The 11,878-nt window shown below is 59.4% G+C and carries 14 protein-coding genes and 1 tRNA gene; all 15 read left to right on the forward strand.

Annotation, left to right across the window (positions count from 1 at the left end):
* The first annotated feature begins 69 nt into the window (after window positions 1-69).
* On the forward strand, window positions 70-1,056 hold the full coding sequence (locus ACTJKQ_RS05765) for an NAD(P)H-quinone oxidoreductase (RefSeq protein WP_440596284.1): 987 nt from the start codon (window positions 70-72) through the stop codon (window positions 1,054-1,056).
* Window positions 1,057-1,058: 2 nt separating this feature from the next.
* The gene (tpiA, locus tag ACTJKQ_RS05770) at window positions 1,059-1,808 is read left to right on the forward strand and encodes a triose-phosphate isomerase (protein ID WP_440596285.1); all 750 of its coding nucleotides are present in this window, start codon (window positions 1,059-1,061) and stop codon (window positions 1,806-1,808) included.
* A 42-nt stretch (window positions 1,809-1,850) separates the two neighbouring features.
* Entirely contained in the window at window positions 1,851-2,216 is a 366-nt protein-coding gene (gene secG / locus ACTJKQ_RS05775; protein WP_440596286.1) for a preprotein translocase subunit SecG, read from the forward strand.
* Between the two features lie 115 nt (window positions 2,217-2,331).
* Window positions 2,332-2,416, forward strand: a tRNA-Leu gene (locus ACTJKQ_RS05780).
* 73 nt (window positions 2,417-2,489) lie between these two features.
* Entirely contained in the window at window positions 2,490-2,849 is a 360-nt protein-coding gene (locus ACTJKQ_RS05785) for an NADH-quinone oxidoreductase subunit A (RefSeq protein ID WP_056061547.1), read from the forward strand.
* 24 nt (window positions 2,850-2,873) lie between these two features.
* Window positions 2,874-3,353, forward strand: coding sequence for a NuoB/complex I 20 kDa subunit family protein (locus tag ACTJKQ_RS05790; protein ID WP_007849129.1), 480 nt, complete (start codon window positions 2,874-2,876; stop codon window positions 3,351-3,353).
* A gap of 10 nt (window positions 3,354-3,363) precedes the next feature.
* Window positions 3,364-3,972 carry an NADH-quinone oxidoreductase subunit C gene (locus ACTJKQ_RS05795; protein ID WP_056062144.1) on the forward strand — a complete coding sequence of 203 codons (609 nt, stop codon included), beginning with the start codon at window positions 3,364-3,366 and terminating at the stop codon, window positions 3,970-3,972.
* Window positions 3,973-3,999: 27 nt separating this feature from the next.
* Entirely contained in the window at window positions 4,000-5,253 is a 1,254-nt protein-coding gene (locus ACTJKQ_RS05800; protein ID WP_056061550.1) for an NADH-quinone oxidoreductase subunit D, read from the forward strand.
* On the forward strand, window positions 5,250-5,738 hold the full coding sequence (gene nuoE, locus ACTJKQ_RS05805; RefSeq protein WP_440596287.1) for an NADH-quinone oxidoreductase subunit NuoE: 489 nt from the start codon (window positions 5,250-5,252) through the stop codon (window positions 5,736-5,738). Before ACTJKQ_RS05800 ends, nuoE begins: the two co-directional genes overlap by 4 nt.
* Complete coding sequence (nuoF, locus tag ACTJKQ_RS05810) at window positions 5,738-7,093, forward strand: NADH-quinone oxidoreductase subunit NuoF (protein ID WP_440596288.1); 1,356 nt, start codon at window positions 5,738-5,740, stop codon at window positions 7,091-7,093. The genes nuoE and nuoF overlap by 1 nt, the downstream gene beginning before the upstream one ends.
* 14 nt (window positions 7,094-7,107) lie before the next feature.
* Window positions 7,108-9,240, forward strand: a complete 2,133-nt coding sequence (nuoG, locus tag ACTJKQ_RS05815; RefSeq protein ID WP_440596289.1) for an NADH-quinone oxidoreductase subunit NuoG — start codon at window positions 7,108-7,110, stop codon at window positions 9,238-9,240.
* The gene (gene nuoH / locus ACTJKQ_RS05820) at window positions 9,237-10,319 is read left to right on the forward strand and encodes an NADH-quinone oxidoreductase subunit NuoH (protein ID WP_056061569.1); all 1,083 of its coding nucleotides are present in this window, start codon (window positions 9,237-9,239) and stop codon (window positions 10,317-10,319) included. Before nuoG ends, nuoH begins: the two co-directional genes overlap by 4 nt.
* Window positions 10,320-10,331: 12 nt before the next feature.
* Window positions 10,332-10,844 (forward strand): NADH-quinone oxidoreductase subunit NuoI, encoded by a 513-nt coding sequence (gene nuoI / locus ACTJKQ_RS05825; protein ID WP_010463942.1) that lies wholly within the window; start codon window positions 10,332-10,334, stop codon window positions 10,842-10,844.
* A 50-nt stretch (window positions 10,845-10,894) separates the two neighbouring features.
* Window positions 10,895-11,563 carry an NADH-quinone oxidoreductase subunit J gene (locus ACTJKQ_RS05830; protein WP_440596290.1) on the forward strand — a complete coding sequence of 223 codons (669 nt, stop codon included), beginning with the start codon at window positions 10,895-10,897 and terminating at the stop codon, window positions 11,561-11,563.
* A complete protein-coding gene (gene nuoK / locus ACTJKQ_RS05835; RefSeq protein WP_005793248.1) occupies window positions 11,560-11,868 on the forward strand; it encodes an NADH-quinone oxidoreductase subunit NuoK in 309 nt (102 codons plus the stop codon). The genes ACTJKQ_RS05830 and nuoK overlap by 4 nt, the downstream gene beginning before the upstream one ends.
* Window positions 11,869-11,878 lie beyond the last annotated feature (10 nt).

The raw sequence follows: 11,878 nt of genomic DNA on the forward strand, positions 1-11,878 counted from the left end.
GCTGCTGGTGCATATAAATCATGCGCTAGCGGCCTAAATCATCTGAATCCATATTCGGTAAACCCCGTTATGCATGCTGTTGAGATCACATCGTTTGGTGGGCCTGAGGTGCTGCGTCTGGGTGAGCTCCCCGCTCCTGTAGCGGGTGCGGGTGAGCTGCTGATCCGCGTTGCGGCCAGTGGCATCAATCGCCCTGACGTATTGCAGCGAATGGGCCACTATGCGCCGCCCCCTGGCACCTCGGATCTTCCGGGGCTGGAGGTCGCGGGGGTGGTTGAGTCGGGCGATGCTTTGGCGATGGCAGAGGCGGGCATTCGTGTGGGGGACCGTGTTTGCGCCTTGGTGGTGGGTGGTGGTTATGCCCAGTGGTGTGTGGCGCCGGTGGTGCAATGCCTGCCGGTGCCTGACGGCTTCAGTGACGTAGAGGCTGCATCACTTCCGGAGACGTTCTTCACGGTGTGGAGCAATGTCTTTGACCGTGCGCGTTTGCAAGCCGGTGAAACCTTCCTGGTGCAAGGCGGTACGAGTGGCATTGGCGTGACGGCTATTCAGCTGGCACGTGCCTTCGGTGCTACCGTGATTGCCACCGCTGGGAGCGATGACAAGTGTGCAGCTTGCCTGGCGCTGGGCGCTCACCACGCCGTCAACTACAAGTCTCAGGACTTTGTGGCCGAGGCGAAACGAATCACCGAGGCGCGTGGTGTTGATGTGGTGCTCGATATGGTGGCAGGTGACTATGTCGCCCGCGAGGTCGAATGCCTGGCCGAGGACGGCCGGATCGTCATCATTGCCGTGCAAGGGGGTGTGCAGAGTGGTTTCAATGCCGGGTTGGTGCTGCGCAAGCGGCTCACCATCACAGGGTCCACGTTGCGTCCGCGTCCCGTGGCTTTCAAGGGGGCGATTGCACGGGCGCTGCGTGAGCATGTCTGGCCCTTGCTGGCAGCGGGCAAGGTCCGTCCGGTCATCCACAGCACGTTTGCTGCTGCGGATGCGGCGCAAGCCCATGCGCTGATGGAGTCCAACCAGCACGTTGGCAAGATTGTTTTGACGTGGTAATCATGAACAACAAGAAAAAACTCATCGCAGGCAACTGGAAGATGAATGGCAGCCTCGCTGCCAACGAAGCTTTGTTGAAGGCCTTGATTGCGGGCGCTGCAGATGTGGCTTGTGATGTGGCCGTCGCAGTGCCAGCGCCCTATCTGGCGCAGGTGCAGGCGTTGACGGCTGGCACTGTCATTGCGTTGGCAGCACAGGATGTGTCTTCGCACGAGGCGGGTGCCTACACTGGTGAGGTATCGGTGGCCATGCTGAAGGATTTTGGTGTGCGCTATGCGCTGGTGGGGCACTCTGAGCGCCGCCAGTACCATGGTGAAACGGACGCGATCGTGGCGGAGAAGGCCCAGCGCGCGCTGGCGGCCGGTGTGACGCCGGTGGTCTGTGTGGGGGAAACACTGCAGGAGCGTGAAGCGGGACTGACCGAGGCGGTGGTCAAGCGGCAACTCGCAGCGGTAATTCACCTCAACGGTCATTGCATCAGCGAGATCGTGGTGGCTTACGAGCCAGTGTGGGCCATTGGCACGGGTCGCACTGCGTCGCCGGAGCAGGCGCAAGCCGTGCATGCCGTGCTGCGCACCCAGCTGGCAGCTGCGAGCGAGCATGCGGACCGCATCCGGTTGCTGTACGGCGGCAGCATGAATGCGGCCAATGCAGCCCAGTTGCTGGCGCAGCCCGATATCGACGGTGGTCTGGTCGGTGGTGCTTCGCTGAAGGCGCCCGACTTTCTACAAATCATTGCGGCCGCTCGTTGAGGCGGCTGCGAGTCAAACAATTCAATCAGGAGTGAACAGAGAATGAACGTGATCGTGAATGTGATTTTGGCGGTGCAGATGTTGGCGGCCCTGGCCATGATCGGCCTGATCTTGATTCAGCATGGCAAGGGAGCCGACATGGGGGCGGCTTTCGGTAGCGGCAGTTCGGGCAGCCTCTTTGGCGCCAGCGGCAGCGCCAACTTCCTGTCTCGTACCACGGCCGTGCTGGCTGCGGTGTTCTTTGTTTCTACGCTCGCGTTGGCCTACTTTGGCAACGCTCGTCCCGCCAGTTCGGGCAGCGTTCTGGAAGCGCCTGCCGCTGCCGTGCCTGCCGGCGCACCTGCTTCTGAGGTGCCTGCAGCGCCTGCCGCTCCCGCTTCGGGCGCCGCGCAGATCCCGACCAAATAATTGAACTGAATTTCGGCCCGCAGGGCCGAAGCAGGGTTTTTCCGGAGTAGAATTCTGGATTGTCTGGAAAGCCAAAAGCCGCAAGGTTCCTCATGCCATCCAGATGCAAAAATCAGCCGTCGTGGTGAAATTGGTAGACACGCTATCTTGAGGGGGTAGTGGCGAAAGCTGTGCGAGTTCGAGTCTCGCCGACGGCACCAAAACAAAGGCCTGCCTGCATGACCCGGCTTGGGTCCTGACGGGCAAGGCCACAGCGGTGAGCACATCCTCAAGATGAACCTCGATCAGTACCTCCCCGTCCTTTTGTTCATCTTGGTCGGCATCGCCGTAGGCGTTGTCCCCCTTGTACTCGGCTACATACTGGGCCCCAACCGCCCGGATGCCGCAAAGAACTCCCCCTACGAATGTGGCTTTGAAGCCTTCGAGGATGCGCGCATGAAGTTTGATGTGCGCTACTACCTCGTGGCCATTCTCTTCATTCTGTTCGACCTGGAAATCGCATTCCTTTTCCCGTGGGCGGTCACGCTGCACGAGGTGGGCGTGGCCGGTTTTGTGGCGGTCGTGATTTTCCTGGCCATTCTGGTCGTGGGTTTTGCCTACGAATGGAAAAAGGGTGCCCTGGATTGGGAATGAGCGGACTTCAACAAGGACAATGCAATGATTGAAGGCGTGATGAAGGAAGGCTTCATCACCACGAGTTACGACTCCGTGGTGAACTGGGCCAAGACCGGTTCTCTGTGGCCGATGACGTTTGGTCTGGCTTGCTGTGCTGTGGAAATGATGCACGCTGCGGCGGCCCGGTATGACATCGGTCGTTTTGGCGCGGAAGTGTTCCGTGCCAGCCCTCGTCAGTCCGACCTGATGATCGTGGCAGGCACGCTGTGCAACAAGATGGCCCCCGCACTGCGCAAGGTGTACGACCAGATGTCCGAGCCGCGCTGGGTCCTGTCGATGGGTTCGTGTGCCAATGGTGGTGGTTACTACCACTACAGCTATTCGGTGGTGCGCGGTTGTGACCGCATCGTGCCGGTGGATGTTTATGTGCCAGGTTGCCCTCCGACGGCAGAAGCTCTGATCTACGGGATCATCCAGCTGCAGCAGAAGATCCGCCGCACCAACACCATTGCTCGTGTCTGAAGGGTTGATGATGACAGCTGTTGCCATTCGGCCTGAGAAGCTTAAAGAGAATATCTCTGCGGCGCTGGGTGCCAAAGTGCGCCAGATTTCGGTCGCTCTCGATGAGGTCACCCTGGTGGTCGCTGCTGCGGACTATCTGGATGCGATGCGCTTGCTGCGCGATTCGGAAGGTTGCCGTTTCGAGCAGCTGATCGATTTGTGCGGTGTGGACTATTCTGCATATGGCGATGCAGTCCATGAGGGTGCACGCTACTGTGTGGTGTCGCACCTGTTGTCGGTCAGCCTCAACCAGCGAGTGCGCGTGAAGGTGTTCTGCCAAGACGATGATTTCCCGGTTGTTGCTTCGGTAGCTGAGTTGTGGAATGCAGCCAACTGGTACGAACGCGAAGCCTTTGATCTGTTTGGCATCGTGTTTGATGGCCATAACGACCTGCGCCGCATTCTCACGGACTACGGATTTATCGGGCACCCCTTCCGCAAGGATTTCCCCCTGTCTGGACATGTCGAAATGCGTTACGACGCCGAGCAGCGCCGTGTCGTGTATGAACCTGTGTCCATCGAGCCGCGGGAAATCACGCCCCGCATCATCCGCGAAGACAAGTACGGAGGCCTGCACTGAGCCGCCTCGCGTCTCATGTGATCCATCATGGCTGAAATCAAGAACTACTCCCTGAACTTTGGTCCGCAGCACCCTGCGGCGCACGGTGTGTTGCGCCTGGTGCTGGAGTTGGACGGCGAGGTTGTGCAACGCGCTGACCCGCATATCGGTCTGCTCCATCGCGCCACCGAGAAGCTGGCCGAGCACAAGACCTACATCCAGTCACTGCCCTACATGGATCGGCTGGACTACGTGTCGATGATGTGCAACGAGCACGCCTACTGCCTTGCCATCGAGAAGCTGCTGGGCCTGGAAGTGCCCGTGCGCGCGCAGTACATCCGCGTGATGTTCTCCGAGATCACGCGCTTGCTGAACCACCTCATGTGGTTGGGCTCGCACGGCAACGACTGCGGCAGCTCCACCATCCTGATCTACACCTTCCGCGAGCGGGAAGATCTGTTTGACATGTACGAGGCGGTTTCTGGCGCGCGCATGCATGCGGCCTATTTCCGCCCGGGCGGCGTCTACCGCGACCTGCCCGACAGCATGCCGCAGTACAAGGTCAGCAAGATCAAGAATGCCAAGGCGCTGGAGGCGTTGAACCAGAATCGTCAAGGGTCTCTGCTGGACTTCATCGACGATTTCACCCAGCGTTTCCCAGGCTGTGTGGACGAATACGAAACACTGCTCACCGACAACCGCATCTGGAAGCAGCGCACGGTAGGCATCGGCGTGGTGCCCCCCGAGCGAGCCCTGAATCTGGGTATGACCGGCCCCATGCTCCGTGGCTCCGGTATCGCCTGGGACCTGCGCAAGACCCAGCCATACGACGTATACGACCGTGTGGATTTCGATGTGCCAGTGGGCAAGACCGGTGACTGCTACGACCGCTACTTGGTGCGTGTGCAGGAAATGCGCGAGTCCAATCGCATCATCAAGCAATGCGTGGACTGGCTCAAGGCCAACCCCGGTCCTGTGATCACGGACAACCACAAGGTGGCTGCGCCCGCGCGTGAATCCATGAAGTCGAACATGGAAGAGCTGATCCACCATTTCAAGCTCTTCACGGAAGGTTTCCACGTGCCGGAAGGGGAGGCCTATGCGGCGGTGGAGCATCCCAAGGGCGAATTCGGTATTTATCTGGTGAGTGATGGTGCCAACAAGCCTTACCGACTCAAGATCCGGGCGCCGGGTTTTGCGCATCTGGCGACGCTCGACGAAATGGCGCGTGGCCACATGATCGCGGACGCTGTCGCCATCATTGGCACCATGGATATCGTGTTCGGAGAGATTGACCGATGATTACCGAAGCGACCAAGGCGCGGTTTGCGCGCGAAGTGGCCAAGTACCCCGCAGACCAGAAGCAGTCTGCGGTGATGGCGTGCTTGTCCATTGTTCAGCAGGAGCAAGGCTACGTCAGCGCCGAGAGCGAGGCAGTGATCGCCGACTATCTGGGCATGGCTCAGATCGCTGTGCACGAAGTCACGACCTTCTACAACATGTACAACCAGCAACCGGTGGGCAAGTACAAGCTCAACGTGTGCACCAATCTGCCCTGCCAGCTGCGCGACGGGCAAAAGGCGCTGCATCACCTGGAAAAGAAGCTGGGTGTTTCGATGGGTGAGACCACACCTGACGGCCTTTTCACTCTGCAGCAATGCGAATGTCTGGGTGCTTGCGCTGATGCGCCTGTGATGCTGGTGAATGATCGCACGATGTGCAGCTTCATGGACAACGACAAGCTCGACCAGCTCGTTGACGGCCTGCGGGCCGCGGAGGGCAAGTGATGACCACGGCAGCACAAATACTCTCCCAGTTCCAGGCTACGGGTGTTCAGACTTGTTTCCACGACCGCCATATCAACCCCCAAATCTATGTGGGCCTGAATGGCAACAACTGGGGCATCAAGGACTACGAAGCACGTGGTGGCTATCAGGCGCTGCGTCGTATCCTGGGCAAGGATGGTGAAGAAGGCCTGACGCAGGATCAGGTCATTGCCACTGTCAAGGAGTCTGGCTTGCGTGGCCGGGGTGGTGCAGGCTTTCCTACGGGTCTCAAGTGGAGCTTCATGCCCCGCTCGTTCCCAGGCCAAAAATATCTGGTGTGCAATTCCGATGAAGGTGAGCCTGGTACTTGCAAGGACCGTGACATTCTGCAGTTCAACCCGCACATCGTCATCGAAGGCATGATCATCGCAGCTTATGCGATGGGCATCTCGGTGGGCTACAACTACATCCATGGTGAGATCTTCCAGACCTACGAACGGTTTGAAGCCGCTCTGGAAGAAGCGCGGGCAGCAGGTTATCTGGGCGACAACATCCTGGGCAGCAGTTTCAGTTTTCAGCTGCACGCAGCCCACGGTTTTGGTGCCTACATTTGCGGTGAAGAAACTGCATTGCTCGAATCGCTGGAAGGTAAAAAGGGGCAACCCCGTTTCAAGCCACCGTTTCCGGCCAGCTTTGGCTTGTATGGCAAGCCCACCACCATCAACAACACGGAAACCTTTGCGGCTGTGCCTTGGATCATCCGCAATGGCGGTGCGGCTTATCTGGAGTGCGGCAAGCCTAACAACGGCGGCACCAAGATTTTCTCGGTGTCTGGTGACGTCGAAAAGCCAGGCAACTATGAGGTGCCGTTGGGTACCCCATTTGCCAAGCTGCTGGAACTGGCCGGTGGCGTGCGCAAAGGTCGTCAACTCAAGGCGGTGATTCCTGGTGGTTCATCGGCCCCTGTCCTGCCTGCATCCGTCATCATGGAATGCACGATGGACTACGACTCCATCGCCAAGGCTGGCTCCATGCTGGGCTCTGGTGCCGTGATCGTCATGGACGATTCCCGGAGCATGGTCGAAAGTCTGCTGCGCCTGTCGTATTTCTATTCGCATGAATCCTGCGGCCAGTGCACGCCCTGCCGTGAAGGCACGGGATGGATGTGGCGCGTGATCGATCGCATCCAGCATGGACAGGGTCGTGAGGGTGACCTGGATCTGCTCAATTCGGTGGCGGACAACATCCAGGGCCGCACCATCTGTGCGCTGGGTGATGCTGCCGCCATGCCTGTGCGCGCCATGATCAAACACTTCCGTCCCGAGTTTGAGGCACTGATCCGGAACAAGGCTCCACAAGCCGCGACTTCCGTCTGATCGCGAGAAAACATATGGTTGAAATTGAACTGGACGGTCAGAAAGTGGAAGTCGCCGAGGGCTGCATGGTGATGCATGCGGCTGAAAAGGCTGGCACTTACATTCCGCATTTCTGCTACCACAAGAAGCTTTCGATCGCCGCCAACTGCCGCATGTGCCTGGTGGACGTGGAGAAGGCTCCCAAGCCCATGCCAGCCTGCGCCACGCCGGTCACGCAGGGCATGATCGTGCGTACCAAGAGCGACAAAGCCATCAAGGCGCAGCAGTCGGTCATGGAGTTTCTGCTCATCAACCACCCTCTGGACTGCCCCATCTGCGACCAGGGCGGCGAGTGCCAGTTGCAGGATCTGGCCGTGGGCTACGGTGGCTCCTCCTCGCGGTACGAGGAAGAAAAGCGCGTGGTGTTCCACAAGGACGTGGGCCCTCTGATCTCCATGGAGGAGATGAGCCGCTGCATCCACTGCACCCGTTGCGTGCGCTTCGGCCAGGAAGTGGCGGGCGTGATGGAACTCGGCATGATCCATCGTGGCGAGCATTCGGAAATCACCACGGTCGCCGGCGACACGGTGGACTCCGAACTGTCGGGCAACATGATCGACATCTGCCCCGTGGGTGCATTGACCAGCAAGCCTTTCCGTTACAGCGCCCGCACCTGGGAACTGTCGCGCCGCCGCTCGGTGAGTCCACATGACTCCACCGGCGCCAACCTGATTGTTCAGGTCAAGAACCACAAGGTCATGCGCGTTGTCCCGTTTGAAAACGAGGCTGTCAACGAATGCTGGATTGCCGACCGCGACCGTTTCTCCTATGAAGCGCTCAACGGTGACGACCGCCTGACCCAGCCCATGCTCAAGCAGGGTGGGGTGTGGAAGGAAGTGGACTGGCAGACTGCGTTGGAATACGTGGCCAATGGCCTCAAGAACATCAAGAACGACCACGGCGCGGCCAGCATTGGTGCGCTGGTGAGTCCTCACAGTACGTTGGAAGAGCTGTATCTGGCCAGCGCCCTGGTGCGCGGTCTTGGTAGCGACAACATCGACTATCGTCTGCGCAACGCCGAGTTCGCTGCTCCCGAAGGTATTCGCTGGCTCGGTACGTCCATCGCTTCGTTGTCCACGCTCCAGCGCGTGCTGGTCGTGGGTTCCAACCTGCGCAAGGACCATCCGTTGTTTGCGCAGCGCGTCCGTCAGGCGGTCCGCCATGGCTGCCAGGTCAGTGCCATCGCTTCGGTATCCCATGACTGGGCCATGCCGGTGCAGACATTTGTGGCACAAGGTGCCGGCCAGTGGGTCGAGATGCTCGGAGGCATTGCTTCCGCCATCGCCCATGAAAAGGGCATTCCCGCTCCGCAAGGTGCCAGCGCGGCCAACGAGGCTGCCCAGGCCATCGCCCGCTCGCTGCTGGGCGGGGAGCGCAAGGCGGTGTTGCTGGGCAATGCGGCGGCGCACCACGCGCAAGCTACGCAGTTGCTGGCATGGGCCAACTGGATTGCAGAGAACACTGGTGCAACGGTGGGCTACCTGACAGAGGCCGCCAATACGGTGGGCGCGCAGTTTGCGGGCGCTCACCCTGTCAACGGCGGACTGAATGCGGCTCAAATGCTCTCCGGTGGTTTGAAGGCGGCGGTGCTGCTGAACACCGAGCCCGTCCATGATTCTGCGACGGGTGCTCAAGCTGCAACTGCTCTTGCTGGTGCAGAAATGGTGGTCACGTTGAGCCCCTTCAAGGCCAACATGGAGTTCAGTGACGTTTTGTTGCCAATTGCTCCGTTCACGGAAACTTCGGGCAGCTTTGTCAACGCCGAGGGACGCATACAGGGTTTCCACGCCGTGGTGCGCCCTCTGGGCGATACCCGTCCCGCTTGGAAGGTTCTGCGCGTGCTGGCCAACCTGTTGGGTGTGCCAGGCTTCGACTTTGAGACCTCCCAGGATGTTCTGACCCGTGCGACGAACGCCGCTGCCGGTGCCGTTACGCAGGTGCCCGCCGCACAGTTGTCGAATGCAGTGAAGGCGTCGCCAGCCGCAACGGCTGCAGCTGGTGATCCGGTCGTGGCATCCATCTATCAACTGGACGGCTTGGTGCGCCGTTCTACGTCGCTGCAGCTCACTGCCGACGCACGCATGGCACGCGAAGGAGTGGCCGCATGATCGACGCGATCTACAACGCGGGCCTGAACCTGCTCTCCTTTGGGTGGTGGACCGGCATCGTCTGGCCAGTGCTCTGGATCCTGATTAAAATCGTCTGCATCTTGGCGCCGCTCATGGGTGCCGTGGCTTACCTCACGTTGTGGGAGCGTAAGCTGCTGGGCTTCATGCAAGTGCGCCACGGTCCCAACCGCGTGGGGCCGATGGGGCTGCTGCAGCCCATTGCTGACGCACTGAAGCTGCTGACCAAGGAAATCATCCAGCCTACGGCGGCCAGCAAGGGCCTGTTTGTTCTCGGGCCCGTCATGGCCATCATGCCGGCCCTGGCTGCCTGGGTGGCCATTCCTTTCGGCCCCGATGTGGCCTTGGCGAATGTGAATGCTGGTCTGTTGTTGGTGATGGCCATCACTTCCATCGAAGTCTATGGCGTGATCATTGCGGGCTGGGCTTCCAACTCCAAGTACGCATTCTTGGGCGCACTGCGGGCCTCGGCACAGATGGTGAGCTACGAAATCGCGATGGGCTTTTGTTTCCTCGTCGTGATCATGGTGTCGGGCAGTATGAACCTGACGGAAATCGTGCTGGGTCAGGGGCGGGGCATGGCCGCAGACAAGGGCCTGACGTTCCTGTCTTGGAATTGGCTGCCCCTGCTGCCGATCTTCCTTGTGTACCTGATCTCCGGCGTGGCAGAAACCAACCGCCATCCCTTCGACGTGGTGGAAGGCGAGGCAGAAATCGTGGCCGGCCACATGGTCGAGTACTCCGGTATGGGCTTCGCGATCTTCTTCCTGGCCGAGTACGCCAGCATGTGGCTCGTATCCATCCTGGCGGCTCTCATGTTCCTGGGCGGCTGGCTGTCTCCCATCGATAGCGCGGTGTTCAACTGGATTCCAGGCTGGATCTGGCTGGGTCTCAAGACCTTCCTTGTGGTATCCATGTTCATCTGGATCCGGGCTACCTTCCCGCGGTTCCGGTACGACCAGATCATGCGTCTGGGCTGGAAGATCTTCATTCCGGTCACGCTGGTGTACTTGTTGTTTGTTGGCGGGTGGTTGCTCTCGCCTTGGAATATCTGGAAATAAGCGGGGACACAAATGACTGCTGTTGCTGCTGCTGCACCTTTTTCGTTCAAGGATTTCTTCAAGAGCTTCATGCTCGTGGAGTTGCTCAAGGGGATGGCCCTGACTGGCCGCTACGCGTTTCGCCGCAAAGTGACCGTGCAGTTTCCCGAAGAGAAGACGCCTTTGTCGCCACGCTTCCGTGGCCTGCATGCACTGCGCCGTTATGACAACGGCGAGGAGCGTTGCATCGCTTGCAAGCTGTGCGAAGCCGTATGCCCTGCGATGGCCATCACCATCGAATCGGATGTGCGTGCAGATGGTTCGCGTCGCACCACGCGCTATGACATCGACTTGACCAAGTGCATCTTCTGCGGGTTCTGCGAAGAGAGCTGCCCGGTCGATTCGATTGTCGAGACACACATCTTTGAATACCACGGCGAAAAGCGTGGTGACCTGTATTTCACGAAGGACATGCTCTTGGCTGTGGGCGACCGGTACGAAGGTGAAATTGCGGCAGCCAAGGCTGCAGACGCCAAGTACCGCTGAGCGGTACGGGGTTCAGCCTCTTTGCCAGACTTTCTATAAAGACCCGATTCATGGACGCCAAGACTGGTTTCTTCTATCTCTTCTCGGTGGTGCTGCTGTTTGCAGCCTTCCGGGTGATCACTGCGCGCAACCCTGTGCATGCAGTGCTGTATCTCATCCTTGCGTTCTCGCAGGCGGCGGCTGTTTGGCTGTTGCTCAAGGCAGAGTTCCTGGCAATTGCGCTGGTGCTGGTGTACCTGGGCGCGGTCATGGTGCTCTTCCTGTTCGTGGTGATGATGCTGGACATTCATATCGATACCGTACGCAAGGGGTTCTGGAAGCATTTCCCTTTGGCGGCCCTCATTGGGGCGGTCATCGCCCTGGAAATGGCTGCCGTGTTGATGGGCGGATTCCGCGGCATGGAAGAGCCCAAGGCCGTCGCTGCCATGGTCGATGCCGCTGGTCATGTGGTCCCGTACTCCAACACCAAGGCGTTGGGCAAGCTGCTGTACACCCAGTATCTGTATCCCGTTGAGATCGCTGCAGTCATTTTGCTGGTGGCCATGGTGGCTGCCATCGCACTGACCCTGCGTCAGCGCAAGGACAGCAAGGCCATCAATCCTTCAATGCAGATCCGAGTGCGTGCGGCCGATCGTCTGGCAGTGGTCAAGTTGGCCGCCACCCAAAAGCCTGCTGCTGAAGAGCCTGCGCAAGCTGCTGCCGAGGAGAAAAAAGCATGACATTGACTCTGGGCCACTTTTTGTCGCTGGGCGCCATGCTGTTTGCGCTCGCTGTGATCGGCATCTTCCTGAACCGCAAGAACCTGATCGTGCTGCTGATGGCGATCGAGCTCATGCTGCTTGCCGTGAACATGAACTTCGTGGCGTTTTCCCACTACCTGGGAGACATGCACGGCCAGGTGTTCGTGTTCTTTATCCTGACCGTGGCAGCCGCTGAATCGGCGATTGGCCTGGCCATCCTGGTGCTGCTGTTCCGCAACAAATCCAGTATCAACGCGGAAGACCTCAACACCCTCAAGGGTTGATGGGTCGCGA

The organism is Acidovorax sp. 22279, from assembly GCF_052045435.1.
Taxonomy (GTDB): Bacteria; Pseudomonadota; Gammaproteobacteria; order Burkholderiales; family Burkholderiaceae_C; genus Acidovorax; species Acidovorax delafieldii.